At 48.2% G+C, this 26,056-nt stretch carries 26 protein-coding genes; 19 read left to right on the forward strand and 7 right to left on the reverse strand.

Annotated elements, in window-relative coordinates; genetic code table 11:
* Positions 1 to 44: 44 nt before the first annotated feature.
* From EKM90_RS08360 to rfbB (EKM90_RS08370), 3 genes are all read left to right on the forward strand, one after another.
* On the forward strand, positions 45 to 1,064 hold the full coding sequence (locus tag EKM90_RS08360) for a YihY/virulence factor BrkB family protein (RefSeq protein ID WP_125581600.1): 1,020 nt from the start codon (positions 45 to 47) through the stop codon (positions 1,062 to 1,064).
* An 89-nt stretch (positions 1,065 to 1,153) separates the two neighbouring features.
* Complete coding sequence (locus tag EKM90_RS08365) at positions 1,154 to 2,224, forward strand: endonuclease/exonuclease/phosphatase family protein (RefSeq protein ID WP_125581658.1); 1,071 nt, start codon at positions 1,154 to 1,156, stop codon at positions 2,222 to 2,224.
* A gap of 81 nt (positions 2,225 to 2,305) precedes the next feature.
* On the forward strand, positions 2,306 to 3,316 hold the full coding sequence (gene rfbB / locus EKM90_RS08370; RefSeq protein WP_125581602.1) for a dTDP-glucose 4,6-dehydratase: 1,011 nt from the start codon (positions 2,306 to 2,308) through the stop codon (positions 3,314 to 3,316).
* 44 nt (positions 3,317 to 3,360) lie between these two features.
* On the opposite strand, the gene EKM90_RS08375 is transcribed toward rfbB (EKM90_RS08370), so the two are convergent.
* Together EKM90_RS08375 and EKM90_RS08380 are read right to left on the reverse strand one after the other, a co-directional pair.
* Complete coding sequence (locus tag EKM90_RS08375) at positions 3,361 to 3,666, reverse strand: hypothetical protein (protein ID WP_125581604.1); 306 nt, start codon at positions 3,664 to 3,666, stop codon at positions 3,361 to 3,363.
* 86 nt (positions 3,667 to 3,752) lie between these two features.
* Positions 3,753 to 4,211, reverse strand: coding sequence for a flavodoxin (locus EKM90_RS08380; RefSeq protein WP_125581606.1), 459 nt, complete (start codon positions 4,209 to 4,211; stop codon positions 3,753 to 3,755).
* Positions 4,212 to 4,650: 439 nt separating this feature from the next.
* Here EKM90_RS08380 and EKM90_RS08385 point away from each other — a divergent pair, with 439 nt between their 5' ends.
* The 3 genes from EKM90_RS08385 to EKM90_RS08395 are packed head-to-tail and all read left to right on the forward strand — an operon-like array spanning position 4,651 to position 7,386.
* The gene (locus tag EKM90_RS08385; protein WP_125581608.1) at positions 4,651 to 5,586 is read left to right on the forward strand and encodes an NAD-dependent epimerase/dehydratase family protein; all 936 of its coding nucleotides are present in this window, start codon (positions 4,651 to 4,653) and stop codon (positions 5,584 to 5,586) included.
* Between the two features lie 18 nt (positions 5,587 to 5,604).
* A complete protein-coding gene (gene map, locus EKM90_RS08390; protein WP_125581610.1) occupies positions 5,605 to 6,399 on the forward strand; it encodes a type I methionyl aminopeptidase in 795 nt (264 codons plus the stop codon).
* Positions 6,400 to 6,456: 57 nt separating this feature from the next.
* On the forward strand, positions 6,457 to 7,386 hold the full coding sequence (locus tag EKM90_RS08395; RefSeq protein WP_125581612.1) for a glycosyltransferase family 2 protein: 930 nt from the start codon (positions 6,457 to 6,459) through the stop codon (positions 7,384 to 7,386).
* A 56-nt stretch (positions 7,387 to 7,442) separates the two neighbouring features.
* Here the strand turns inward: EKM90_RS08395 and EKM90_RS08400 are convergent, their stop codons facing one another.
* A complete protein-coding gene (locus EKM90_RS08400; RefSeq protein WP_125581614.1) occupies positions 7,443 to 7,664 on the reverse strand; it encodes a DUF2922 domain-containing protein in 222 nt (73 codons plus the stop codon).
* A 34-nt stretch (positions 7,665 to 7,698) separates the two neighbouring features.
* On the reverse strand, positions 7,699 to 7,908 hold the full coding sequence (locus EKM90_RS08405; RefSeq protein ID WP_125581616.1) for a DUF1659 domain-containing protein: 210 nt from the start codon (positions 7,906 to 7,908) through the stop codon (positions 7,699 to 7,701).
* 231 nt (positions 7,909 to 8,139) lie between these two features.
* Here EKM90_RS08405 and EKM90_RS08410 point away from each other — a divergent pair, with 231 nt between their 5' ends.
* From EKM90_RS08410 to EKM90_RS08420, 3 genes are all read left to right on the forward strand, one after another.
* Entirely contained in the window at positions 8,140 to 9,213 is a 1,074-nt protein-coding gene (locus EKM90_RS08410; protein ID WP_125581618.1) for a phosphomevalonate kinase, read from the forward strand.
* A gap of 260 nt (positions 9,214 to 9,473) precedes the next feature.
* Positions 9,474 to 10,427 carry a glycosyltransferase family 2 protein gene (locus EKM90_RS08415; protein ID WP_125581620.1) on the forward strand — a complete coding sequence of 318 codons (954 nt, stop codon included), beginning with the start codon at positions 9,474 to 9,476 and terminating at the stop codon, positions 10,425 to 10,427.
* Positions 10,424 to 10,882 (forward strand): GtrA family protein, encoded by a 459-nt coding sequence (locus EKM90_RS08420; protein ID WP_225422784.1) that lies wholly within the window; start codon positions 10,424 to 10,426, stop codon positions 10,880 to 10,882. Before EKM90_RS08415 ends, EKM90_RS08420 begins: the two co-directional genes overlap by 4 nt.
* A 205-nt stretch (positions 10,883 to 11,087) precedes the next feature.
* Here EKM90_RS08420 and EKM90_RS08425 read toward each other — a convergent pair whose 3' ends face one another.
* From EKM90_RS08425 to EKM90_RS08435, 3 genes are all read right to left on the reverse strand, one after another.
* Positions 11,088 to 13,463: a GW dipeptide domain-containing protein gene (locus EKM90_RS08425; RefSeq protein ID WP_164507920.1), complete on the reverse strand. Its 2,376-nt coding sequence runs from the start codon at positions 13,461 to 13,463 to the stop codon at positions 11,088 to 11,090.
* A 949-nt stretch (positions 13,464 to 14,412) separates the two neighbouring features.
* Positions 14,413 to 15,996, reverse strand: coding sequence for a lipopolysaccharide biosynthesis protein (locus EKM90_RS08430; RefSeq protein WP_125581624.1), 1,584 nt, complete (start codon positions 15,994 to 15,996; stop codon positions 14,413 to 14,415).
* Positions 15,997 to 16,133: 137 nt separating this feature from the next.
* Positions 16,134 to 17,063, reverse strand: a complete 930-nt coding sequence (locus EKM90_RS08435) for a glycosyltransferase family 2 protein (RefSeq protein ID WP_164507921.1) — start codon at positions 17,061 to 17,063, stop codon at positions 16,134 to 16,136.
* Positions 17,064 to 17,351: 288 nt separating this feature from the next.
* On the opposite strand from EKM90_RS08435, the gene rfbA reads away from it, so the two are divergent.
* From rfbA to EKM90_RS08485, 10 genes are all read left to right on the forward strand, one after another.
* Positions 17,352 to 18,230 (forward strand): glucose-1-phosphate thymidylyltransferase RfbA, encoded by an 879-nt coding sequence (gene rfbA / locus EKM90_RS08440; protein WP_125581628.1) that lies wholly within the window; start codon positions 17,352 to 17,354, stop codon positions 18,228 to 18,230.
* Entirely contained in the window at positions 18,230 to 18,802 is a 573-nt protein-coding gene (gene rfbC / locus EKM90_RS08445; protein WP_125581630.1) for a dTDP-4-dehydrorhamnose 3,5-epimerase, read from the forward strand. Before rfbA ends, rfbC begins: the two co-directional genes overlap by 1 nt.
* Before the next feature lie 2 nt (positions 18,803 to 18,804).
* Entirely contained in the window at positions 18,805 to 19,830 is a 1,026-nt protein-coding gene (gene rfbB, locus EKM90_RS08450) for a dTDP-glucose 4,6-dehydratase (RefSeq protein WP_125581632.1), read from the forward strand.
* A gap of 57 nt (positions 19,831 to 19,887) precedes the next feature.
* The gene (gene rfbD, locus EKM90_RS08455) at positions 19,888 to 20,730 is read left to right on the forward strand and encodes a dTDP-4-dehydrorhamnose reductase (protein WP_125581634.1); all 843 of its coding nucleotides are present in this window, start codon (positions 19,888 to 19,890) and stop codon (positions 20,728 to 20,730) included.
* A gap of 412 nt (positions 20,731 to 21,142) precedes the next feature.
* A complete protein-coding gene (locus tag EKM90_RS08460) occupies positions 21,143 to 21,913 on the forward strand; it encodes a LicD family protein (protein ID WP_164507922.1) in 771 nt (256 codons plus the stop codon).
* A 36-nt stretch (positions 21,914 to 21,949) separates the two neighbouring features.
* On the forward strand, positions 21,950 to 22,699 hold the full coding sequence (locus EKM90_RS08465) for a glycosyltransferase family 2 protein (RefSeq protein WP_225422785.1): 750 nt from the start codon (positions 21,950 to 21,952) through the stop codon (positions 22,697 to 22,699).
* Between the two features lie 14 nt (positions 22,700 to 22,713).
* Positions 22,714 to 23,463, forward strand: a complete 750-nt coding sequence (locus EKM90_RS08470; RefSeq protein WP_125581638.1) for a glycosyltransferase family 32 protein — start codon at positions 22,714 to 22,716, stop codon at positions 23,461 to 23,463.
* 61 nt (positions 23,464 to 23,524) lie between these two features.
* A complete protein-coding gene (locus EKM90_RS08475) occupies positions 23,525 to 24,223 on the forward strand; it encodes a YveK family protein (RefSeq protein ID WP_125581640.1) in 699 nt (232 codons plus the stop codon).
* A 9-nt stretch (positions 24,224 to 24,232) separates the two neighbouring features.
* Positions 24,233 to 24,859, forward strand: coding sequence for a CpsD/CapB family tyrosine-protein kinase (locus EKM90_RS08480; RefSeq protein WP_125581642.1), 627 nt, complete (start codon positions 24,233 to 24,235; stop codon positions 24,857 to 24,859).
* Between the two features lie 37 nt (positions 24,860 to 24,896).
* A complete protein-coding gene (locus tag EKM90_RS08485) occupies positions 24,897 to 25,946 on the forward strand; it encodes an EpsG family protein (protein WP_225422787.1) in 1,050 nt (349 codons plus the stop codon).
* Positions 25,947 to 26,056: the final 110 nt, after the last annotated feature.

Here is a 26,056-nt window from a genome sequence, read left to right on the forward strand (position 1 = left end):
ATTTAATTGAAGCGGACTAATGCAAACGTGAAAGGAGCGCCGTGATGAACAAGGAAACCAAGCACGGAGCACCGCGCGTCCATAGCACCAAACTCACCGCCGCGGAAAAAGAAGCGGTGCACAGCGGCCAGGTGCCCCTGGCGTCGCTGCCGGTGGCACGGCACATTAAACTCGGTGAAGCGATTAAGTTAATGATCGATCGCATCATGGATGCCCAAATCGGCAGTATGGCGGCGGCGCTGGCCTATTACACGCTGCTGTCTTTGTTTCCGATGTTCATTGTGTTCGGGAACTTGCTGCCGCTGTTTGGGTTCAACTATTATCAGATTCAAGGCTACCTGGGCCAGATTATTCCCGAAGATGTGATGAATTTTATCAATCCCATCATTCAAAACCTGATTGCCAGCAGTTCAGGCAGTGTCCTGTCTGTTGCTGGGGTGGTGACACTGTGGACTGCGGGGATGGCTGTCAGCGGCTTGAAAACTGGCTTTAACCGAGCCTATGAAGTCGACGCCAAGCAAAATTATCTCGTCCAACGACTGCTATCGATGTTGATGATTTTTACCCTGGTGATTTTGCTGGGCAGCGTCATGGTGGCCTTTACCTTTGGCCGGCAATTCTTGGAATGGCTGGTGCCCCAACTTGGGTTGTCAACCCAATGGCTGGCGACCTTTAACACCTGGCGTTGGCCGGTCACATTGTCGGCACTGGCGATTGTGGTGCTGGTCATCGACTACTTTTTGCCCAATGCACGCATTCACTTCTGGACCGTGTTACCTGGTGGTATGGTCACGATTGCCGGTTGGCTGGGGCTATCGCAGGCGTTTTCCTGGTACATGCGCTATTTTGGCACCCGGATTTCGACTTATGGCACCTTAAGCACGGTGATTGTCTTGTTGCTGTGGCTGGACTTTATGGCCATGTTGTGGCTACTTGGCGCCGTGGTAAATGCCATCGTCGCGGAGTATTACGGCGGTCGGGCTAAGGGGAGTAAAGGCAAGGTGCATGATTTTGTGCGCCGCAACCAAAAGCAGCTCAAGCAGCGGCGACTGGAACATCGCTGAGTGGTTGGCAGTTATGTGCGCTTAATCCTTGTGATTGAGCGCGGAGCATGTTGCGGCGGTTAGGTTGCATTTTCAGCGGGGGTATGATGATCAAAAAAATAGCTAAGGGTATTGGAATCGGCGTCGGGGCGGTGGTTTTGGTGGTGGCTGGATACGTTGGGTATCTGTTCGCCAGTTACCACCGGGTGCCGGATGATCAGCCGCTGAAGGTTGACCAGGCCGCGGCGGTCGAGACGTTGAAGTCGGGGCAGACCTACCGGGCGATGACTTACAACATTGGGTACGGGAGTTATCCGCCGAGCTATAGCTTCTTCATGGACGGCGGCAAATTCTCGCGAGCATACAGTGCCGCAGCGGTGCGCCGCAGCCTGGCTGGCGTAGTGAAAACCACGCAGCAAGTCGCCCCGGATGTGGCGTTTTACCAAGAGGTGGATCGCGACGGCGACCGGTCGCGGCACGTGAATGAGGTGGCCTTGCTGGCGAAGGGCCAGCCAAATTCCGACTTGGTCTTCGCGCAGAACTACGACTCCGCGTACCTCTTCTTCCCGGTCACCCAACCGATTGGCGCGGCTAAGTCAGGGTTGGTCACCACCAGCAGGGCGAAGATCAGCGCGGCGCGGCGCTACCAGTTGCCAGTGGATACGGACTACAACAAACTGATGGATCTCGACCGCGCTTTTTCCATGAGCACGGTGCCAGTCGCCAATGGTAAGTCACTGATCTTAGTGAACGTACACTTGTCGGCCTTCACGCCGAACCAGGCGGTGCAACAGGCGCAGTTCGCGAAATTATTCAAGTATATTGTGGCGGCCTACGCTGACGGCAACTACGTGATGGTTGGCGGGGATTATAATCACCGCGTCATCAAGAACGCGCCAGCGGTGTTCCACACCAGTACCAAGCCGCAGACCTGGACGCATCCTTTCCCCGTGAATCAGCTGCCGGCTGGCTTCTACCAGCCGACAAAGGGACTCGCCGCGGCGGCCGTGCCGTCTGCGCGAGGGCTGGACAAACCGTGGTCACCCAAGACCAGCTTCAAGACGTTGATTGATGGCTTCATCTTATCGCCGAATATCGAGGCTAAGCAGGTTCAGGTGATTGACACGGGCTTCAAGTATTCTGACCACAACCCGGTTGAGTTGCGCTTCACACTTAAATAACCGCCGCCCTAATGACGATTTGGCTTGATTCACAATTGACAACCGGCTTCTAGACGACTTGGCACGGCTGGGGGAAACAAGATGAAACTACTCGTGACCGGTGGCGCCGGCTTTATCGGCGCTAACTTTGTGCGCTACGTTCGGCAGTACCATCCAGCAGTCAGCATGATTGTGTTAGACAAGCTCACCTATGCGGGTAACCGGGCCAACTTGGCCGGGGTGCTCGGCGACCAGGTTCAGCTGGTGGTGGGTGATATTTGCGATGCCACCTTGGTGGATCAACTGATGGCGCAGGTCGATGCCTGTGTTCATTTCGCCGCGGAAAGTCACAACGATAATGCCTTGCGCGATCCGCGGCCGTTTCTGGAAAGCAACGTGATTGGCACCTACACGCTGCTCGAGGCGGCGCGGCGGTATGAGGTGCGGTTTCACCATGTGTCGACGGATGAGGTCTACGGTGATTTACCACTGGCCACGTCTGACACTGCGGCGCGGAAGTTCACCCCAGAATCGCGTTACTTGCCTTCCAGCCCTTACTCGGCGACCAAGGCGGCCAGCGACATGCTGGTGCACGGCTGGACCCGCAGCTTCGGCGTGCGGGCAACGCTTTCTAACTGCTCGAATAATTATGGCCCTTATCAACACATTGAAAAATTCATCCCGCGCACCATCACTAATATCCTCGCTGGGCGCAGGCCGAAACTGTACGGTACCGGCCGCAATGTGCGGGATTGGATTAATACAGCGGATCATTCTGCGGCGATTTGGGCGATTTTGACCCGCGGACGGATTGGCGAAACTTACCTAATCGGTGCCGATCAGCAATTGGACAATCTGACCGTGATGCAGCTGATTCTTGAAGCGATGGGGCAGCCTAGCGATGCCTTCGACTTCGTGGCGGATCGGCCGGGCCATGACCGGCGCTATGCGATTGATGCCAGCAAGCTCGAAAATGAACTCGGCTGGCAGCCGCAGGTGACGGATTTTCGCGCTGGGTTGCTACAAACGATTCAATGGTATCAAAGCCATGAAGATTGGTGGGTGCCGCAAAAACCAGCGGTCGAAGCCAAATATGCAGAACATCAACAATAAAAAATACCGCCATCCAGTAGAGGACGGCGGTATTTGCGTTGAGCTTAGGCCCGACGGTAAGTTTTGACTAACGCTAACCCGATGATGACGAACCAAACGCCAACGACACCAAGCAGCGCGAGTGCCATGTACAGGCCAATTTCCCCATCACCGTACTTTAGCAACTGACTGATGACAAAGGCAAACCCGGCCAAGGCCAGCAAGCCGATGAGGATGAAGCCGCCCGCAATCAGAGTAAACGTCACTTTTTGACCCCTGGTGCGCTTAACGTTTCCCGCAATGTGCAAGGCTAGTTTGATTAACCGGGAGTAAACCCCTGCGGCCAATAGTCGTTCTATATATCGGTTCATGTCAGCGTCCTCCATCATTTTTCCACATTATATCGCCGCCATTCAAAAAAGCCAGCGCTGATGGCTGGCAGGGTGGTACAGATGGATTAGAGGCTTTGGGCTTTGTTCTTCAGGTCCAGGCAAAACTTCTCTAACGCCTTAATATCGTCTTCTTCTGGCGCCAAGTCGATTTTGACATTGGCCGCGCCTTTGGTGGCGCCAGTGGCCGCAAACGCCTGGTCGAAATCGTCGACGCTGGTGCAGAAATCATCGTAGAAGCGATCGCCGCTGCCGCAGCAACCGTAGACCTTGCCGCTCAAATCAAGCGTCTTGAGATCATTGAAAAAGTCCACCGCTTCATCCGGCAGGACGCCTTCGCCGACGTCGGAATAAGTGTAAGTCGCCACCACGCAGATATCCGCGTCTTGGAAATCTTCGGCCATCGCCTGTGAGACCTCGGTGGTTTCGACATCGTAGCCGTAGTTCTCTAACTCTTCCTCGACGATGCCCGCGATTTCCTCATTGTTCCCAGTCATGCTGGCATATACGATTTTTGCAGTCGCCATGAATATTGCGTCCTTTCAGGTTCGATTTGTCCGAATTAGTATAGCAGAAAACAAGGGAAAGGACTAGAGAGGCTGCTGAAGGGGGCCGCCTAAGCCTAACAAGTAGCCTCAGATTGTAGCAGCTGGCGCATGTCAGCCTGTACGCGAAGTTGATCAAATCGCTCAGGCGTCAGCCACCTGGAGCGCAACTATGCTTCAGCGGGGTTCATAGTCCAAGGAACAGATAGCTGTATTCTCACAGTCCTAGTTGCGCTGCGCTGGGCAACGCCCGATCATGTAGCTACGCATGAGGCATCGCCGTCAAAACCGGACGGCGATGCCTCACGCTAGGCTACCTGTCGGGCTAAGTGTGCCCAGCTCCACAGCCTGTCTTCGTTATTTTCCCGGGTTGTGTTATGATTTATCCTGGATTGTAATGAGTCGCATAGGGAGTGAAAAAATGAGTAAGTATTTAGTGACAGGCGGCGCGGGCTTTATTGGCTCGAACCTGACCGAACAGTTGTTGACCGAGCCGGAAGCCGAAATCACCATTGTGGATGATTTGTCGATGGGGCTGAAAAGCAACATTCCAGATTCGCCGCGGGTAACGTTCATTGAACACTCGATTACCGATCATGCTTTCATGAGTCAATTGCTGGTAGATGGTCAGTTCGACTACATCGTTTTGCTGGCGGCGATTGCCAGCGTGGCGGACTCCGTGGAGCGGCCGTATGAAACCCATCAGGTCAACCAAGAAGCTAACCTGAACATCATCGAAACGCTGCGCGCCCAGCAGATTCCGTTCAAGAAGCTGTTTTTCTCCAGCTCCGCTGCTGTATACGGCGAGCTGCCGGAAATGCCGAAGCGGGAAGATCAAGCCGTGCAGCCTTTGACCCAGTACGCCGTTGATAAGTACGCCACTGAGCGCGCCATCATTAACTACAGTCGGCTGTATGACATGCCGATGGTCTGCGTTCGATTCTTCAACGTGTACGGGCCAAAGCAAAATCCAAAGTCCCCTTATAGTGGCGTGCTGTCCATCATCATGGATAGCCTGATGAACAACAAGCCCTTCACGTTCTTCGGTGACGGCTCGCAAACGCGCGATTTTGTCTATGTCGGGGATGTCATCAGCGCCATTGTCGGCCTCTTGCACACGCCCGCAGCTAAGGCCGATGTCTTCAACATCGCCAACGGCCAGCAAACCGCGTTGATGACCGTGGCTAAGCAGCTTGAAAGCCTAACCGGCAAGCGCCTGAACGCCAGCTTCAAGCCAGAGCGGGCCGGAGATATTCATGATTCCTATGCCGATGCCAGCAAAATTGACCAGTTTGGCTTCATGACTCACACGCCATTGGCCACTGGGCTGGCTCAGTACGTTGATTCCGTCAAATAAACAGGGAGATGCAAGTTTTTGATTACATTAAAATCACAGCGTGAAATTGAAGGCATGGCGAAGTCCGGCGCCATTTTGGCTGGCATGCACCATGCCGTCGCTGAAATCATTAAGCCCGGTGTATCCAGCTGGGAAATTGAAAAAGTTGGCCGCGAATACATCGAAAGCCACGGCGCCATTCCTGCCGAACTCGGGTTTGAAGGCTATAAGTACGCAACCTGCGTAGCCATCAACGATGAAGTGGCCCATTCCGTGCCCCGCAAAGGGCTGGACCTGAAAGACGGCGACATTGTGACCGTGGACACCGTGGTTAACTGGCAAGGGTACATGTCCGACTCCGCCTGGACCTACGCCGTTGGCAACATCTCCCCAGAGCGGCAAAAGCTCATGGATGTGACCAAAAAAGCGCTGTATCTGGGCATTGACCAGGCCGTGGTGGGCAATCGCCTTGGCGACATCGGCTATGCCATTCAGCATTACACCGAAGATGAAATGGGTTACGGCGATGTCCGCGAACTGATTGGCCATGGCATTCAGCCGACCATGCATGAAGCGCCGAATGTGCCGCATTATGGCGAACCCGGTCATGGCTTGCGGCTGAAGGCTGGCATGACCATCACCATCGAACCGATGATTACCACCGGCACTTGGAAGATCAAAGCCAAGCAGGTGCCGAATGATGACTGGGAATACTACGTCACCGCCGATGGCTCGGATTGCGCTCAGTATGAGCACACGTTGGTCATCACCAATGACGGGCCGAAGATTTTGACCAGTCAAGATGCGGTGGCCGACGCAAAATACTTGCTGTAAAATGAGAACGGCCAGGCCAGTAGATGGTCTGGCCGTTTTGTTTAGAGGAGGATGCGCATGTTATCGATCGTCGTTCCTTGTTATAACGAAGAAGAAACGGTCCCCTTATTTTACCAGGCGGTCGAAGCCATTCGACCAGAGCTGGGAGAATCCGTCGAGTACCTGTTTGTTAACGATGGTTCTAAAGATCAGACCTTGAATGAACTGCGTCAGTTGGCGCTTAAGGACAAAGCGGTCCGCTACTTGTCGTTTTCGCGGAACTTTGGCAAGGAGGCGGCGCTTTACGCTGGCCTGCAACATGCCAAGGGCAGCTTGGTGGTGGTGATGGATGCCGATTTGCAAGACCCGCCGGAGCTCTTGCCTAAAATGGTAGCCATGCTCAAGCAAGGCGAGATTGACTGCGTGGGGACACGGCGGGTGGATCGCAAAGGCGAACCCCGGATTCGCAGCTTTTTTGCCCGGCGATTCTATAGGTTGATTAATCGTATTTCCGCCACCGAGTTTATCGACGGGGTGCGCGACTTTCGGATGATGACTCGGCAGATGGTTGACGCGATTTTGGAACTGTCGGAGTACAACCGCTTTTCTAAGGGACTGTTTAGTTGGGTCGGGTTCAACACGACCTACCTGGATTATCCTAATCATGAGCGAGTGGCGGGCAAAACCTCCTGGAATTTCTGGCAGCTGTTGAACTACTCCTTCGACGGCATCGTGAATTTTTCCGAAACCCCCTTGAACGTGGCCTCGATTGTCGGCGCCGTCAGTTGTGTGAGCGCCGCAGTAGCCCTGGTTTTCATCTTTGTCCGGGCACTGTTGTTCAACAATTCTGTTGCCGGCTGGCCATCCTTGGTCTGTATCATTTTGTTCCTTGGTGGGTTGCAACTGCTGTCACTGGGGATGATTGGCAAGTACGTCGGCAAGATCTACTTAGAAACGAAAAATCGGCCGCAGTACATCCTCAAAGAAACCAACGACGACCGCCACTAAAAAACGCCTGTCCGAAGGCTTCGGGCAGGCGTTCGTTGGTGCTGGTGGGTCAGGTGCTAGACTGAGAAGTAGACGTTTTCAGTCGTGAGCACCAACTTGGCGCTGTAAGCGGACTGATACCAGCTGATATCATCGGTGCCAAAGAAATTCTGAACGGTAATCAATTCGACCAACGCTTTGATGGCTTCAGGATCAACCGTCTCAGGAATGTTGCGGATGGTCAGGTTCCGCTTTTTGTTCTGGCTGTCCAAAAAGGTCAACACAAGATTGCCTAACATGAGCCTCTCCTCCTTTCTTCAAGATTGGGTGTCATTAGTCGGCTTCGACATCACTGGCGATGGTCACTTGGACGTTGGCCAGTTGGTCGCCTGGCAGCAGCGCGGCCAGGGCCTTGCCGAATGCCAGCAGCTCATCATCTTGGGCCGTTTGCTTGATGGATCCGTAAGAGCGGCTCAGGGTGTAGTCTGGGTCGCTCGGATCATGGAACGTGAAGCGTACGGCTTGCCGTTTAACGAGACGCATGGGCGATACCTCCCTTCATGATTTAGTCGTAGGATTTTGCCTACACTATATAAATCGATAACTCGGCCAATTTGAAACAGTGATTTGGAAAAAAGTTCAGATTTCGCTACAATGGAAGGGTTGGTTTCTTGAGAAATGGTAACAGTTGGGGCTTTGGTTTGTTGCTAGCCACGGTTATCGCTATAATCAATGTGACAGAAATGAAAGATTCGTTGGAAGGGTTCTGATGATGTGGTAACAGCGCAGGCGCCAGGCAAACTTTATATTGCCGGTGAATACGCGGTGGTGGAAACTGGGTACCCCGCTATTATTGTGGCTTTGAATCAATTCGTGACCGTAACGGTAGAAAAAATGGCTGACTACGGGAGCATCGTATCCAAGCAATATCAGGAAAACTCCCTGCTGTGGCAGCGGGATGGGGATGCGATGGTTTTCGACAACCGGGACAATCCGTTCCACTACATCCTCAGCGCCATCAACCTGACGGAAAAATACGCCCGTGAGCTCGGGAAGCCGCTGGCGCTGTATAAGCTGTTTGTCGATTCCGATTTGGACTCTGATGACGGCAAGAAATACGGGCTGGGTAGCTCAGCGGCCGTGACGGTGGCCACCGTCAAGGCGCTGAACAAGTTCTACGACTTGCAGATGTCCGCGGATCAGATCTACAAGCTGGCAGCCATTGCCCATCTGGATGTGCAAGGCAACGGCTCACTGGGCGATATTGCCGCGTCGGTGTATGGCGGCTGGATTGCCTATCGTTCGTTCGACAAAGCCTGGCTCGCCGCAGAACGCAACAGTCACACCTTGGCCGAGCTACTTGAGATGGACTGGCCGCAGCTCCAGATTGACTTGCTGGAGGCCCCGGCGGAAATGCGGCTGCTGATTGGCTGGACCGGGTCCCCAGCCTCAACCTCACGTCTGGTGGACAAGATTACCATCGCCAAAGCCAAGAAACGGGCCCAGTACGAGGCGTTTTTGGCTGAAAGCAAAGCCACCATCGAACAGTTGATTAAAGACTTCCGGGCTCATTCGTTGGCCGGCATTCAGGCCGGGATTCGGCACAACCGGACCTTGTTGAACAACCTGGCTGATTTCTCCGGCGTTGCCATCGAGACGCCGTTGCTTAAGAAGATGTGTGAGTTAGCCGAAGCGAAAGGTGGGGCGGCCAAGTCCTCTGGCGCTGGCGGCGGCGATTGCGGGATTGTGCTGATTGAAAAGCAACAACCGATTGAGCATCTGTTGAGTAGCTGGCAGGCAGCCGGCGTGGAAGCACTCGATTTTCAAGTGCATTTAATTCAAGACTAAATCCAAAGATAAGTAAACGCGGCCGCTTCAAGTTTGACTGAAGCGGCTGCGTTTTTTCGAAAAACCAGAACAATCCGTTCTTGTCCTTGCAGATAATACAATTTAATTTTATAATTATTGCAATTAATCGCCGATTTGGAGTGATCGGCTTTCTGGGTTAGGCGGAGTGGGTCCCGCCGAGTATTGAGGCCAGTGGTGGCAGTGTGTTGGTCATGATTTCCTGTTAGGTTTGGGTTGAAACATGATGGGAAGGGTTAACCATGACTGACATTCTACTCGCAATTCCATGCTTTAATGAAGAGGCCAACGTTGAATCCGTGTACGCGCGGATCAAGGCTGACATTGATTTCGCAGGGCTTGGCATTGACCCTGAGATTCTGTTTATCGATGATGGTAGCAAGGATCAGACCGTCCAGGTGGTCAAACAATTAGCAGCGATGCATGCCGACGTTTCTTATATTTGCCTTTCACGCAATTACGGCAAGGAAACGGCGATGGTCGCTGCTTTTGATTATTTTCATCACGATGCCATGATTATGATGGATGGCGATCTGCAGCATCCGCCGGTGCTCGTCAATGATATGGTGAAACTTTGGCAAGCCGGCTTCGAGGACGTCTATGCCAAGCGGAACCAACGGGCCGGGGAAAGTTGGTTTAAAATCAAAACCTCGAAATGGTTCTATGAGTTACTGGGCGTCCTTTCCCGAACCCCAGTGACTCCCGATGCCGGCGATTTTCGGTTATTAGACCGCAAAGTCGTGCTAGCCCTCAGGCAACTGCGAGAGACCCAGCGTTATACCAAAGGCTTGTATAACGTGGTGGGGTTTAAAAAGGCGGCCATTGACTTTGACGCTGCACCACGACTGCACGGCAAAACCAAATGGGGTTTTCGCAGTTTGGTTAACCTAGCAATGGAAGGAATTACTTCCTATACGACGACGCCGTTACGTTTATCGACCTTCTTAGGTTTCCTGGTATCTGGTTTTGCCTTTCTTTACATGGTGTACGTGCTGATCAAGACCATGATTATTGGGCCGGACCAGTCAGGGTTCCCAACGATTGTGGTGCTGATTCTGTTTTTAGGCGGGTGTATTCTCATTTCCAATGGTATTCTGGGAGAGTATCTGGCGCGGGTCTTCATGGAAGTGAAAAACCGGCCACTGTACTTTGTGGAAGAGAAAAAGACCCATGAAGTCGATCAGCAGAAGAAATGACCAACCTAGCGGGCAGAGTGGACTGGGGAAAGATGAAAGAGCTGTTTTTAAAGGGTAAGCAATGGCTTGAGGCGCGCAAGCTTTGGGATGTTTTTACGTATGTCTTTTTTGGTGGCCTAACCACCTTAGTGAATATTGTTGTCTTTGCCGGTGCCACACATGGCGGGCTTTCGTGGCAGATTGCCAACTTTTTGGCTTGGTTATTATCAGTCCTATTTGCCTTTGTGACGAACAAGATTTGGGTGTTTAACTCGCATACCGAGAATCTGAGCGCGTTAGGCTGGGAATTCAGTAAATTCATCATTGCCCGAGTGGCCAGCCTGGGGATTGATTATGGGTTTATGTTGCTGTTTATTCAGGCACTGGGGATGAATGAGACGGTCGCCAAGATCTTGACGCAGTTCGCCATTGTGGCTGCGAATTATGTGTTTAGTAAGTTTGTGATCTTCAAATGAGAGTGCTCTATGTTGTTTATTGAGCGGCGGTTGTGGGCGGCATCCGGTTGTTCGTGTAAGAGTTCACTGTAAAGGTTGGGGTGAATGAGAAAACCTGGATATCAAGGCTATAAATTGGTTAAAGTGAAACTCCCCCAGCCACGTACTGCAGCTGAGGGAGTTAGATTATTAGAAGAAGATTTTCAGGATGATCAATCCGGGTGAGCTAGCGATTGATTTTTACCCCACGAGCGTCAATCCAGAGTTGGCGACCATTGCTGAGCTGAATCAAGTAGAAGCGGTTACCCGCTGCTGTTGGTCTTGTTGTGGTGACGTCCTTGAGAATCTTTACGCTCTGTTTATTGAACTGAAGGGCGTTCGTGTTTGGCAGCACCGACATTGCATCGGTGTAATACGGGGCAGAGTACAAACCATCACTTCGGCCAGCCTGGTTAATGGTTCCGGTCAGAGAGACCGACTTCTCACTAACAATCGTGTCGTAGCTGATCGGTTTCAGCGCAAGCTTGTCAATCCACTTGGTGGTCCCGTCTGGCAACTTAACCTTTGCGTAAGTGCCCTGACTAGTGGTGCCTTCTTCGAGCACGGTGACACCGCGGCCGTTGAAGGTTGTTGCTAGGGAGTTAGGCGTTACGCTATCCAGGTTGCTCTTGTATGGATGCGCGTACAGCCCATCCTTACGAGAGCTTTGGTTAATGACAGCGGTATAGCTCACCGTGTGTTGGTTGCTAACGGCGTCAAGCGGAATCAGCGTGACACCATTGGCATCAATCCACAGGCTTCGCCCGTTCGTTAATGTAATCTGGTAAAAGCGATTGCCTGCAGCAGCAGAGCGATTCGTCGTTTTCTCAGCGGTGATTTTGACCAGTTGGTTATCAAACAAGCGGGCGTTCTGATTTGGGGTGACCGTTAGGACATCTGTATACCATGGAGCCGAGTATAAGCCGTCCTGCCGGCCACTCTGATTGATGCGGCCACCTAACGAAAGGGGCTTGGTTGCAGTTACCGTATTCAGGGTAAGGAGCTTGATCCCACGGCTATCAATCCAATGTTTGTTGCCATTTGCAAACTGAATCTCATAAAAGTGATTGCCGAGTTTGCTATTCCGTGAGGTTGTCTTCTCGGTTAACACGGTCACGGCTTGCCCGTTGAACAGTTTTGCATTCTGATTTGCCGTGATGGTAAGGGCGTCGGTAAACCATGGCGCCGAATATAACCCGTCCTGGCGACCAGTTTGGTCGATTACGCCGACGCGGTCCAAGGTGGTGGTGCTCGTAACTTTGTCGTAGATATCCGTGGTTAAACCGCGTTTATCAATCCATTCGACTCGGCCATCGGGAAGGGTGATTTCGCAATAAGTGCCATTTGGAATGGTTGCTTCAGCACTAACGGTGACGATATCACCGTCAAATTGAGGCGCATTCGTGTTGGCGTAAATATTGGATAGTTTGGTGTTGTATGGTCCATCTGGATATAGTCCATCGCTGCGTGTGGTTTGCACAATTTTAGCGCGATAACTGGTCTTAATCTGATGAGTTGGGGTGAGAAAGGGTACAACTTTTACGGCACGAGTATCAGTCCAGAAGGTTCTTCCGTCGACTAACCGCACCTGATAGAATGTGTTGCCAGACGCAGCACTGCGAGTGGTTGTGGCTTTGCTGAGAATCTGGACAGTCTGCCCATTAAAGGCGGTTGCATTTGTATTCGGGGTAATAGTCATGTTGTCAGTATAGTAAGGCGCTGAGTAGAAGCCATCTTGGCGGGACGATTGATCAATCTTCCCTCCTAGATTCACTGCTTGGGTGGCAGTGACCTTGTCATAAACGATTGACTTAGAGAACAAGCTCGAGTAATCGATCGAGGCATCCACGCTTGCGCTGTAGCCCGGAATTCTGGCCACTGAGGAAAACTGCCAGGCGCCAAAGTCGAGATTCCACAGGTTCGACGCACTGGGCGTGTATGGATACTGGGCTACCCAGGTTCGTGCTTTACCAACGGTACCGATGGCTTGATTTGACCAGCTATAGTTCTGTCCTGTGTAGAGGACTTGATTGGTGTAGCCCTTAGCCTGCAGTGTGCTCCAGAAGGCGTTCAGGTTAGTGGCCACGTCCCCGCCAACATCAGTATCTTCCAAATCAGCCACCACTGGCGCCGACTTGTCGACGCCGAGTTGTGCTAAGGTCGCAGCGTAATAGGTCGCTTCTGCGACTGCTGCGGACTTGGTGGCGAAGTGGACGTAATGATAGGTCGCAACTTTTAGCCCGGCGTTTAGTGCATATTTGAGCTGGGTTGCTGCATAGGGATTGCGATAGGAATTGCCTTCTGAAGTTTTGACGATCACCGCTTTGACGCCAAGTTGTATAAGCGTGGTGTAGTTTGCCTGGGACATCGCATTTTGATATGAAGCCACATCGATTGTGTCGACGCGCGGGAACCCAGCCTGGCCAATGGTAAAGCTAGTCACTGTATCAGCGACCTGGACGATTTTCTGGCTTCGCCCGGTTTTCTTGTAGTCTTCTGTGGCCTCTGCTTTGGCAAAGGCCAACCATGCACTGGCTTGATTGGTCGTTATTGTTGTGGGCATACGCAGATAGTGCGTGCTCGAAGTTGACCCAGTTTCGTTGATATCGCTAGCTGTGAAGGTATGCTGCCCTTGATCGCCCAAGGTACCTTGCTCGATACTCGCTTGGCTGTGATGATTCGTTGTGTGAAAATCTATTGTTTTCGGGCTCGTGCTGACCAATGGGCTAATAATTTTCGAATTGATAGCCTCTACTGTCTTGGGCTGTGGACTTGTCATCATCAATAGGCAAAGACTTCCTCCGGTGAGAGTGGTAAAGACCAGATGTTTTTTTAAAAAATTCATTTCTTCCTCCTGATCGGTGCTACATCAGGAATTATTCTAGCGGAAGGTTCTTGTTATTTCAATTTCACGCATTTAATCTCATTGAACTGTAACATTGTAATCTTTCATCGAAGGCATGAGTGCTCGGTTTGCTGAATCGACGTTAATCCAATTCAACCACATATTCTCTGTTTACAAACGTGGGTGAGACCGCCGTGGGGCTATGGCAACGATATAGTGGTGAAGTATATTTCAAAACCGTACTTGACAGGTGCGGGTTATTTTTAGAAATAGTTCACCCTAACTCTCATTCGGTATACGAAGATAGTAATATTGCCTGCGTTCACGGAAGATAGTGAAATTACGGAGATCATCTTCAAAAGACAAGTAGTCAAAATGACGCTTTCGCAAATATCGAGCGAGTGGTGTTGTGGCTACTTTTCACTATCTAGTTGTATATTTGTTAGTTGGTTAGGTTATTTACAAATGTCAGATGAGAATTTTGGGCCTAGACAGGTAAACACAAATGCCCTAGTGACACGAGCTCGCGTGGTCCAATCATCAGAGATGGGCTAGCAAGAATGCGCCTCTCTTCCATTTTGTCGAATTTTTCGCGGTGGCACCGCCAACAAGGTTGCCTTTCTTCTCCGAGGTTAACGAATACCCGTGAAAGCCAGGTATTGTAAGTTTAACGGTGTAAGACTTCCCTTATTAGTCGAATTGAAGCTTTCTGACTCTTGCTAGTTGAAAATGTGAGTAGGAGGATAGCAAACACAATTGCTGAAACGATGAGGCCGAAGACTAAGACATTTAGTAGTCCGGTAATTTGAAGATTGAGGGCATCTAAAGCAAACATTTCGCCGCCCAGCAGAATTGCGAAGATTGCCAGATAAGACCAATATTTACGATAAAAGCTCCAAATCGTTGTGTGGAAGGCTCCGGAAAATAGTATCCAGGGATCCCACCAGGAATTAACGAGTATGTTCCCAATCACCGTCCCTATCAAGACGCCGTTAATACCAAGTGAGGTATACTTTACAAGAATGAGACTGAGCCCAAAATTAACAACCGCCTCAACAATTGATTTAATTCTATACCCCCAGAATAGACCATAAGCATTAATCATATTGAGCGCAGGACGAAACTGGGCGAACACAAAATTGATGATGATAATTGTTAGAGTTGTTTTTGAAAGTTGGTAAGTATCCCCAAGCCACAATTGTATGAACGGTGGGAAGAAAGCAAATGAAACCAGACCAATGAAGAAGACCACAAATGCGTTTATATACGTGAACTGGTTGAAGAGTGTTATTTGTTTCGCGGTATTATCTTTCTCGGTGACACCCAAGTTTCCAAAGCTGGCTATCGCAGCACTGAAGACTTGAGCAATGAGGGTGCTGATGCTGTTAAGTACGAGGGCATAATTGGAGTATAGCCCGACTATTGAGAGACCGATAAATTTAGAAATTAGAATATTATCGGTGCCGTTTACAACGATTGAGCCAATTTTAGAAGACACGGTACCGATAACATTGTGCTTGATTCCCTGAATAATGGTTGGGTCCACAGCGGTTGAGGTTTTTTGTTTCAGATAAGGATATCGCTTGTGAGATTGATAAGTGATGGCGATGTTTGAGAAAAGGTTGCCAAGAATAAACAAAAGCAGGTATCCAAAATAACTGTGGAAGAAGAGGAGGGCAATAATCTGGCCAATGTATCTGAGTGCTGAAAAAATTAGCTGGTTGACAGAATTAACATAACTTCGTTGATCGGCGATTAAGAGAGAACGATTGTAAGTAAAGAAGTAACTGACAACAGTGCTTAGAAGATAGAGAATGAAATAGAACCGAACATGGGGCACTGAGGACGAGTCGTGAATGAACCACGGCACAAAGAGAGACAGAATTAGGCCACCAACTAAGATGATACTACCTATGGTGTTATAAACTCTCTTAAACAGATGCATGATGGCGGTGATTGTTGATTCGTCTTCTTCAGCTAGAGGGCGGTATAACGCATAGCTAAATGCAGCGCCGATACCTAACTCTGCGAACGAAAGAAACTGTATTAAGTTGCCAAAAAGGCCGTTCGCGCCTAAGTATGTTGCACCCAAGGTACGAACGAAGACGGTCTGGACACCAAATTGGCCAATCATCATGATTGCTTGAGTCAGTAAGGCTGCAGTGGCATTTTTAATTGAAGCGCGTTTTCTTGAAATCATGGGATTGTAAACCTCTAATATAGATTGAAGGGTTGTGACTCCTTGAGTCACGAAAAAACAGCTCCTAGATAGCCTAGCATGGTCGGATGCTAGAAGCGGCGATGATAGTCAATTTTAGTGATAGCTTAAGATACGCACGGGCAAGGCACTTTCAGGCTGATGAAAGTCAGTTTATGTGAAAGTCAAAACTATTTGAGATGTCGATTTCGAATTTTTGAGGGGACAAGAAGAAGAATATTGGTCTGATAGTTGAAAGTCTTGTCTTTCATCAGCAAATGGCTTGTAACTAACGTTGAATGTTTAGAAAACGGATGCCAAGACTCGAAGAGCGTTGCAATCGTCTCGCAATCAGTCCGTTGGTCATCGGTAAGATATTGTCCGTAAATCTGCGAGAAGAGCTGCGCTTGTCTGGACGTCCCATTCAGAAAATAGCGATCGCTCAATGTCACAATATTCTTAAGTTGAGTAATCAAAGACTTCCGCATCGGAGCGCCGATGGTATTAGAACCATGTTGCCTGTAGGCGACCAATTGGTCGGGTAGGAAATACACTTTACCAAATGCGCTTGCGGCCAAAGCAGCCCACCAGTCGTGCATGCGCATCAACTCGAAGTTGATATCCGAAAGCGGGCCAATCAACAGATTCCGCAAACTTTGGTTCATCATGCAAGTACAGCCGGTGACAGTATTAATACGGAGAAAGGCCTTATATGAAGTGTTGCCTGGAGCAATAGTCGTCTGCTCGATAGGGCGGTTTAGGGCATCAATTTCTTTGAAGTTCGAGTAAATTAGGGCTGGTTCTGCCGAGGATGTCGCGTCCAGCTTTGCTGTTAATTTTTCTAACTTTTGTGGGTCCCAAATATCGTCCTGGTCGCTAAAGGCATAGTATGGACTCTCGTATTTTGTTAACAGGGTGAGAAACGCCTTTTTTATGCCCATATGCGGCTCGTTACGCAAAACTGTGATTCGAGAATCCTGCTGGGCATACTTGGTCAAAATTTTGAGCGTATCGTCAGATGATCCATCATCGTGCACGAAAAGATGCCACGCTCTGTGTGTCTGACTAATAAACGATTCAATTTGATCGGAGAGAAATTTCTCTCCATTGTAAGTGGACATGCATATAGTAACTTGCGAATTTGACAATTCTAATCCCTTCAGTCCTTAAAAGTATCACAACCGCGTTTTCGAAAACTAGCGATGGTGAGTGGCTACCCCAAAACCGTGCGCACAACGTTCAGCCTAACAAATTTGAAGTGCAATCTCAACGCTCCTGAGGCGCACTTGTTTAAGCATTGTCACTTCTGGTACGTACTTATTTCAGTATATTTTAAACAATAGCTGATGTGCGCTGTGGTATGGTTAATGGTGACTAATAATTATACTGACACTGTAGGGGGTTTTAATTTGAAGGGCATTATCTTGGCGGGTGGATCTGGCACTCGACTTTATCCAATTACGCGAGCGATTTCAAAACAGCTCATTCCCATCTATGACAAGCCGATGATTTACTATCCAATGTCCACCTTGATGCTGGCTGGCATCACGGACATCATGTTGATTTCAACGCCGAAGGATTTGCCGCGGTTCGAGGAGCTATTTGGCGACGGCCATGAACTAGGGCTTAATCTTCAGTACAAAGTTCAAGAACATCCAAATGGGTTGGCCGAGGCCTTCATTCTGGCGGCTGATTTTATTGGCAACGATTCTGTTTGCCTGATTCTTGGGGATAATGTCTTTTATGGCGGCGGCCTGTCCAAGATGCTTCAACATGCAGCCTCAAAGACACAAGGCGCAACGGTCTTTGGATATCATGTGAATGATCCGGAACGCTTCGGGGTGGTGGACTTTGATGAGCATATGCACGCTAAGTCCATTATCGAAAAGCCGGAGCATCCAGCGTCCAATTATGCCGTTACCGGCTTGTATTTTTATGATAATGATGTAGTTGATATCGCCCGTCAGATTAAGCCGTCAGCGCGGGGGGAATTAGAAATTACTGACATTAACCAGGAGTACCTTCGACGTGGTCAGTTAGATGTCGAATTGTTAGGCAGGGGTTTTGCCTGGCTTGATACAGGGACACACGAGTCCTTGCAGACGGCTTCAGCCTTTATTGCCTCTATTCAGCATCGGCAGAATTTACAAATCTCATGCTTGGAAGAGATTGCATACCGGATGGGGTATATTGATCTCCATCAGGTCGAAACACTTGCACAACCACTTAAGAAGACGGAATATGGTCAATATCTTCTACAACTCGTACAACAGGAGGCAGCCAAATAATGGCCTTAAAAATTATTCCAACCAAGCTTCAAGATGTCAAATTAATTGAGACAGACGTGTTCGGCGACAATCGCGGGTTCTTTACTGAGACTTATACGCGGGAGAAATTTTTAGCGGCCGGTATCAAAAATGACTTTAATCAGGACAACCAATCGCTTTCGGCCGAAGCAGGCGTGCTTCGCGGCATGCATTATCAGTACGGTGATGCCGCCCAAACTAAATTGGTCCGCGTCGTCACCGGTGTGGTCGAGGATGTGCTCGTTGATATTCGTAAAGGTTCACCGACCTATGGGATGTGGGAAGGCTATATTCTTAGCGAATTTAATCACCGCCAGCTATTGGTACCAAAAGGTTTTGCGCATGGCTTTATTACGTTAACGAATAATGTCAATTTCTGCTACAAAGTTGAAGGTTACTATGCGCCAGAGGCTGACCGGGGCATCGCCTTTGATGATCCTGATATTGGGATTGACTGGCCGATGTCAGCGGATCATTTGATTATGTCTGAAAAAGACAAGCACCATCCTCAGTTGAAGGATGCTGATAATAACTTTGTGTACGGGGAGATTTAACCATGAAATTATTAGTGACAGGCGGCGCGGGTTTTATCGGTTCTAACTTTGTGCATTACGTCTACAATAATCATCCTGACGTGGAAATCTTTGTGCTTGATAAACTGACCTATGCTGGGAACAAAGCGAACATTGCTACTATTTTGGGTGATCGGGTCCATCTGATCGTCGGCGATATTTGTGATGCCGAGCTAGTTGATCAATTAGTCCAGAAGGTTGATGCAATTGTCCATTATGCTGCAGAAAGCCATAATGACAATTCTCTTCAGAATCCAGCGCCGTTCTTGCATTCCAATGTGGTAGGGACTTATACCTTGTTGGAAGCAGCGCGGAAGTATGACGTTCGCTTTCATCACGTGTCCACCGATGAAGTTTACGGTGATCTGCCGCTGCGCGAAGACTTACCAGGACATGGGGAAGGAGTGGGCGAGAAGTTTACCACTCAAAGCCGGTATAACCCTTCTAGCCCATATTCGTCTACTAAGGCTGCGTCTGATATGCTTGTCCATGGCTGGACCCGAAGCTTTGGTGTGCGCGCTACTATTTCGAATTGCTCGAACAACTACGGCCCATATCAGCACATCGAAAAGTTTATTCCGCGTCAAATCACGAATATCCTGTCTGGCATTAAGCCAAAGTTGTATGGTACAGGTAAGAATGTTCGTGACTGGATTCATACCGAGGATCATTCGTCAGCAGTATGGACAATTTTAACCAAAGGCAAAATCGGTGAGACTTACCTGATTGGTGCTGACGGGGAGCAGGATAACAAGACCGTTCTAGAAATGATTCTTAAAGATATGGGTAAGGATTCTTCGGATTACGAACAAGTCAAAGATCGCCCAGGCCATGATCTCCGTTACGCGATTGACTCGACAAAGCTGAGAAAAGAGTTGGGCTGGTCCCCTAAATTTACCGATTTTGAAACGGGGTTAAAGCACACGATTCAGTGGTATACGGATCACGAGGACTGGTGGCAAGCCGAGAAACAAGCTGTTGAAGCCAAGTACGCTCGCAACGGTCAATAGTCAACGTTAAACGAAGCCTTTGCTTCGTTTTTCTTTAGAAAACGTAGAGGTGCAAAATTGAAAATTTTAATTACCGGGGCTAACGGCCAGTTGGGCACAGAACTTAGGTATCTGTTAGACGAGCGTGGGGTCGCTTATCGGGCCACTGATGCTAGTGAACTGGACATCACGAACCGGCAGCAAGTGGATGAGTATTTAAATAGCTATTCACCCGATGTGATTTATCACTGCGCCGCCTATACAGCCGTGGATAAAGCGGAGGACGAGGGCAAGGCGCTTAATCAATTGGTGAATGTTGATGGTACCCGTAATCTCGCTCAAGGAGCCGCTCGAATCGACGCGACAATCGTCTACATCAGTACTGATTATGTTTTTGATGGTGATAGCAAAGAGATTTATACCGTTGATGATCAGCCGGCGCCGAAAAATGAATATGGCAGAACCAAGTATGAAGGGGAATTGGCGGTTCAGCAGTTTGCTCCCAAACACTATATTATTCGCACGAGTTGGGTCTTTGGTAAGTATGGGCATAATTTCGTCTACACAATGCTGAATTTGGCCAAAGCGCATGATACTATCACGGTTGTGGATGATCAGTTCGGCCGCCCAAGTTGGACCAGAACACTGGCCGAATTTATGACCTATGCGGTAGATAAGCGGTTGGACTATGGCATTTACCATCTCTCTGAAGAAAACAGCTGTAATTGGTATGAATTTGCCACTGAAATTTTGAAAAATACTTCGACCCGGGTCTTGCCAGTTACTAGCGAGCAGTACCCGCAGAAGGCGTGGCGCCCAAGGCATTCTATTTTGGATCTGAGCCAAACTGAGAAAACCGGCTTTGTGATTCCGACATGGCAGGATGCGTTGAGTCGGTTTATGAAAGATATTGAGGTTTAATTCTTTCCGACTCCATCAAATTCGTAATGCTATGACGGTTTAGGCAAGAGGCACATGCCCTACTTATGAGTTTTAGCTCGCCCTTATGTTGACAATAGGCCTACCTCGAATGGTTGAGGTGGGCCTATTGTACATAACAATGAAAGAATTCTGACGGTTTGTTTAAAAATGTAAATTTTCTGTATTTGCTAACAGTGATTGCCGGTGAGGCCTTAGATTATCGGTCCCGAAAAATGGAAAAGCTACAACGAACGGATGCGTTGACTGACCTGGAATACGACCGGTGACGCTATCTCAAAAAATTCACTAAGAAAAGACACCTTATCTGTTAAAATGAGTGAGATAACGTATAGTAGAAATCGGCTATGTTTCGATCAGTACAATGAGGAGGACCTAGACTGAGATGAATAGCGTGCAGAAAGAAATTCTTACACTTTTCAAAGCGTTGAAATCTGAATTAGACGCTAATCATATTCAATATATATCCGCTGGGGGCACGACAATCGGTGCAGTCAGACATCAAGGCTTTATTCCCTGGGATGATGACATGGATATTGCGATGGAGCGCCAGGCGTTTGAGGTGTTTCGAGCTGTTGTGCAACATAACGATGGTAAAATTGGAAACCTTGAAGTGATACTGCCAGAAACAACGGGAAATGCTTTTTGTTATGCTAAAGTTTACTCTTCCTCGGCGGAGGATGGGTTTTATGACAAAACAAATGGCATGCGCGGCTTGTTCATCGATATCTTTCCCCTTGATTTTGTCTCTTCAAATAAAATACATAGATATGCTGACTTTCTGCATTTTAAAGTGCTGAATAAAGTTATTTTGCAGCGACAACTTGGCTCACATTCACCATTTGGACCAAAGTGGCTTCCATTTACCCCAATGATTTTTTGGTATCAATCATTTAGTCTGGAGAATCTGAAACAAAAAAGGCTGAAACTGATGACCACTAGGAAGAGTAATCACGCGATACTGACAAATTATGGCGGCCCATATAAATTCGATAGAGACAACTACCTGACTAATGAGATAAAGGTCAGCTCAGAGCTTAAATTCGAAGATACAACTATTAAGGTGCCTGATGGTTTCGACACGCTGCTTACACGTACGTATGGTGACTATATGGCTCTACCCCCCGAGAAAGATCGAGAGGCTGGCCATATCTTAAAAAAATAGCTCATCCAATGCTCAAGTGAAGAAGGGATTTTAATCATGTCAGTTTTAGTGTCTGTAGTGATGCCGGCTTATAATGCTGAAAAGTATATTGAGACGAGCATTCATTCAGTCCTCGCGCAAACCGAAAAGAATTTTGAATTGATTATTGTCGATGATTCCTCAACTGATCAGACACGTGCACTCATCAAGGAAATTCAAAAGTCTGATCCCAGGATTCAGCTAATTGCACTTGGCACAAATAAGGGTGTGGCCAATGCCAGAAACGAGGGCATCAGGGCCTCCTCAGGTAAGTATGTCGCATTCTTGGATGCGGATGACCAATGGGATTCTGATAAACTGAAAATCCAAATTACCTATATGGAGAGCAAACAATTGGCATTCTCATACTTGAGTTATCGTGTGGTTGATGATCAAGGTGAAAAAATCGGAGTTCGGAGTATTAAGGAACCAACCCTAACTTATAAGCAGTTGTTAACGGGAAACCGCATCGGCCTTCTCACAGCGGTTGTGAAGCGAGACATTATTATTGCTCACCAATTCCAGGATGTTCATCATGAGGACTACGTGTGCTGGTTATCCATCTTGAAAGATGGTATCTTGGCTGAGAGAGCCAGCAGTGAGATCCTTGCAAGTTATCGAATCCATCAAAGGTCACTCAGTGCGAACAAATTTGAAGCGGCAAAATGGACATGGCAGATCTATAGACGAAGTGAAGGCTTAAACCTGCTGCAATCCTTGCGGTACTTTGCCTCATATGCATTTATGGCTGTGACCAGAAAAAGATAGGGGTTTTTAAAGATATGATTCCGAAAATAGTTCACTATGCTTGGTTTGGGTCTGATTTGCCTGAGCCACTTATTTCTCGAGTAGAAGAGTGGAAAAGGGTCTTGCCAGATTGGGAATTCAGGCTTTGGTCCGAAAAAAACTATGACTTGTCGCAATTTAAGTTTTCTCAGTCGATGTATCAACAAGGCAAACTGGGCTATGCCGCTGATGAACTCAGATATGATGTGCTTTATAAATATGGCGGCTTTTATTTCGATACGGACATGTTAGTCAAACGTCCCCTTGATTCTTTTCTTGATCACAGAATGGTTTGGGGCTTTCAATACGACAACAGCCTGCTGACTTCCTTTTTTGGATCTGAACCTGCCACGCCGTTATTGGCGCACATACTTGAGGTATATGCTGGAAAAAGATATCCAGAGCTGCATACAGACGCTTTCAAGATGACGAGTAATCCTTTTGTGACCAAAATCTTTCTCAAGGAATTTCCGGATTTTCGAACAGACGGGAGTCGCCAGACTTTATCAGATGGCTCACAAGTATACCCCAAGGACTACTTCACCTATCCAAGTAAAAATACTGCTGCCAACTTCGCAGAGCATCTTTTTGACAATTCTTGGGGGACGGCCAACCGTGGCTTGAAGGGTAAGGTCAAAGCGCTCGTTAAAAAAGAATCGCCATATTTATGGGCATCTATATCCGCTAAACGTGGAATTAAGAGTGCCTTAGCTGATGGTGTTCCACTTATGCGCACCCACAGATGATGAAGTGCCAGAAAATCAAAGCTCTACTGCATAGAAAAGAGAGCTCTATATCGGAGGAATTATGGATAAACTATTAAGTATGAAACAACTAGGTTATACGATCCGGCGCTTTGCCGGATTGATATTAGGTCTGACTATCGTTGGCGGAATAGTTGGTGGGCTTCTTTCAGCAATTCTTGTTAAGCCTACTTACTCAGCGTCGACCGTGATTGTCATTACTCAACGGCATCAAAATACGCAAGACCAATCCGTTTCGGATGCACTTAACCAATCACAATACGACACTCAATTGCTCGCAACTTATAATGATGTCTTCACCAGCCCTGAGATATTCGCGGATGTGTCGACAGCCTTACGAAGCAAGGGCTTGAGTTACTCAGCATCTGAACTTCAGCAGATGGTCACGGTCAAAAACAATGCAAATTCTCGTGCCTTCTCAATTTCTGTGGAGGCAAACAAAGCTGGAGTTGCTGCAAAGGTTGCTAACACGGTTGCCAGCGTTTTTTCTTCTAAAACATCTACCATGATTGATAGCCAACAAAGCGTCAAAGTTATTAATCGTGCGGGTGATGATACGAAGAAGGTCGAGCCGAGCATCAAAATGTTCATCGTTGCTGGAGTTGTTGTTGGATTTTTGGCTAGTGTAGGTTTTGCGCTGTTAGCCGAAATCTTCAACGATACTGTAAAAAATGAAGACTATTCAGAGACAAGGCTTGGGATTGCCTCGATGGGCGTAGTTTCTCTATCGACTAAGAAGTAGGAAGGCAGAATGATGATGACTGAAAACAAAACTTTGAGTGTTCCAGAAAATAGTATCCATCAGGATTTACGTGAAGTTAGAAATAACATTCTGTTTGAACTCGAAAAGAAAAACTACAAGACATTACTGTTGTCAGCCACTACGGAAAACGAGAACCAAACTCAGATGAGCCTGGACTTAGCCCGTAGTATCTCTCTTGCAGAAAAGAAAGTCTTGTTGGTAGATACTGATTTAGAAAACCAACAGCTATCACTTTTGTTAGAATCTACAGACGAAGCGGGGCTGACGGAGGCCATTTTAAATGATGATTCTAGCGATAAGCTCATCATGCATACGACTTCTGACGGCCTTGACTTTTTACCAGCCGGGGCAAAAGTAGACGACTCCGCGAAGCTATTGCAAGGTCATAGATTGTTGCCTGCTCTAGGGAGCGTTATCCAAGCATATGACTACGTTATTTGTGATGGTCCGGCGATGAATGGCGATTCAAGCATTCCGTTTTTTGCGGACAGCGTTGATGCTGTACTCTTTGTATTACGACAAAGGGTTACTTCGCAGACTCGCTCACTAGCGGCCATTAAGAAACTGAAGGCCTTTGGAGCCAACGTTATTGGTAGTGTCTACACGATTGGCTGAGCAATCCAGCTCCTGGGAAAAGTAAAGGAGTTTTAACGTGATTATTTATCTAATCGTTTTATTTGCCCTTGCGATTCTGGCTTTTCTCGGCCGCGCAACGATGTCATCCATTTGGGATTGGATTGGCATTCTTATTTTGGTTGTGTTTGCGGGGGGACGTGTCTACACCGGGGCAGACTACCTGTCGTATCAACTTATCTACCAGGGTGATTATCAGCCCGGCCAGGTTGAGAGAGGGTATCTGTTAATACAGAATTTCATGAACATGATCCATGTTCCTTTTAACGCCTTTTTAATGCTGTGGGCAGCATGCTCTTTAGTCCTCTATTGCCTGTTCGTCCGCCAATATTTTCGACCAGCAATCATTCCGATTGCCTACTACTATTGTCGGTTTTTCTTTCTCCGCGATATGGGGCAAATTCGGGCGGCTATGGTGTGCTCGATTTGTATGCTTTCAATTGCCTTCATTGTCAAACGCAGGCCAATCCCGTTTATTATTATCGTCGCTGCGGCTTCGCTTATTCATGTGTCAGCATTATTTTTCCTGCTCGCTTACCCATTCTGTCGGATTTTTGAGCATCTTCACATGAAAGGGACAGTACTTTTGTTGGGGGCGGGCTTTCTAGCAGGAACTGTCGCAACACAGATACTGTCTATTCTCGTTGTTCGCTTTTTACCGCGGTATGCACCGTATGTAACGAATCCCGCTTATGTGGGTGGTTCACTGTTTGATCCGGTCACTTTAATGCATGTTTTAATCTGTTTACTTGGTTTTTATATCTTGGAGAAGGATCAAGTCTCCAAGGCATTTATCAAGAATACCGATGCTTTCAGAGTCTTGCTACTTATCTATCTTTTCTCGACATTGACGCTTCTAGCTCTCGCAAGGTTAACGACCATTTCAGGAAGATTATCAACTATCTCGACGACGGTCGAAACAATTTTGCTACCAACTATCGTTTATTCCCTGATGCCTAAGTACACGAGAACGTTTATTGTGGCAACTGCCTGCTTATTCATCTTTGGGCTGATCTTCATTTTGAGTGGAACCTATCACCAATACATTCCCTATGTTTCTATTTTTTAATCAGGCATCATCAGGTTCCATACTCTGGTACTCTGCTAGATAGCAAAGGTCTGGAATTTTTGATTTCTTAAAGCTTTGCCAACGCAGATGCGAGAAATAGCGGAATCTGG

This window comes from Lacticaseibacillus suibinensis, assembly GCF_003946175.1.
Taxonomy (GTDB): Bacteria; Bacillota; Bacilli; order Lactobacillales; family Lactobacillaceae; genus Lacticaseibacillus; species Lacticaseibacillus suibinensis.

Bases quoted from the DNA above. Each gene is read 5' to 3' on its own strand.
- EKM90_RS08470 (WP_125581638.1), top strand. From the start codon at position 22,714: ATGATTCCGAAAATAGTTCACTATGCTTGGTTTGGGTCTGATTTGCCT.
- EKM90_RS08360 (WP_125581600.1), top strand. From the start codon at position 45: ATGAACAAGGAAACCAAGCACGGAGCACCGCGCGTCCATAGCACCAAA.
- EKM90_RS08435 (WP_164507921.1), bottom strand. From the start codon at position 17,063: ATGTCCACTTACAATGGAGAGAAATTTCTCTCCGATCAAATTGAATCG.
- EKM90_RS08465 (WP_225422785.1), top strand. From the start codon at position 21,950: ATGTCAGTTTTAGTGTCTGTAGTGATGCCGGCTTATAATGCTGAAAAG.
- EKM90_RS08385 (WP_125581608.1), top strand. From the start codon at position 4,651: ATGAGTAAGTATTTAGTGACAGGCGGCGCGGGCTTTATTGGCTCGAAC.
- EKM90_RS08400 (WP_125581614.1), bottom strand. From the start codon at position 7,664: ATGTTAGGCAATCTTGTGTTGACCTTTTTGGACAGCCAGAACAAAAAG.
- rfbB (WP_125581602.1), top strand. From the start codon at position 2,306: ATGAAACTACTCGTGACCGGTGGCGCCGGCTTTATCGGCGCTAACTTT.
- rfbB (WP_125581632.1), top strand. From the start codon at position 18,805: ATGAAATTATTAGTGACAGGCGGCGCGGGTTTTATCGGTTCTAACTTT.
- EKM90_RS08480 (WP_125581642.1), top strand. From the start codon at position 24,233: ATGATGATGACTGAAAACAAAACTTTGAGTGTTCCAGAAAATAGTATC.
- EKM90_RS08380 (WP_125581606.1), bottom strand. From the start codon at position 4,211: ATGGCGACTGCAAAAATCGTATATGCCAGCATGACTGGGAACAATGAG.
- EKM90_RS08475 (WP_125581640.1), top strand. From the start codon at position 23,525: ATGGATAAACTATTAAGTATGAAACAACTAGGTTATACGATCCGGCGC.
- EKM90_RS08420 (WP_225422784.1), top strand. From the start codon at position 10,424: ATGACCAACCTAGCGGGCAGAGTGGACTGGGGAAAGATGAAAGAGCTG.
- EKM90_RS08395 (WP_125581612.1), top strand. From the start codon at position 6,457: ATGTTATCGATCGTCGTTCCTTGTTATAACGAAGAAGAAACGGTCCCC.
- EKM90_RS08415 (WP_125581620.1), top strand. From the start codon at position 9,474: ATGACTGACATTCTACTCGCAATTCCATGCTTTAATGAAGAGGCCAAC.
- EKM90_RS08375 (WP_125581604.1), bottom strand. From the start codon at position 3,666: ATGAACCGATATATAGAACGACTATTGGCCGCAGGGGTTTACTCCCGG.
- rfbC (WP_125581630.1), top strand. From the start codon at position 18,230: ATGGCCTTAAAAATTATTCCAACCAAGCTTCAAGATGTCAAATTAATT.
- EKM90_RS08405 (WP_125581616.1), bottom strand. From the start codon at position 7,908: ATGCGTCTCGTTAAACGGCAAGCCGTACGCTTCACGTTCCATGATCCG.
- EKM90_RS08425 (WP_164507920.1), bottom strand. From the start codon at position 13,463: ATGCCCACAACAATAACGACCAATCAAGCCAGTGCATGGTTGGCCTTT.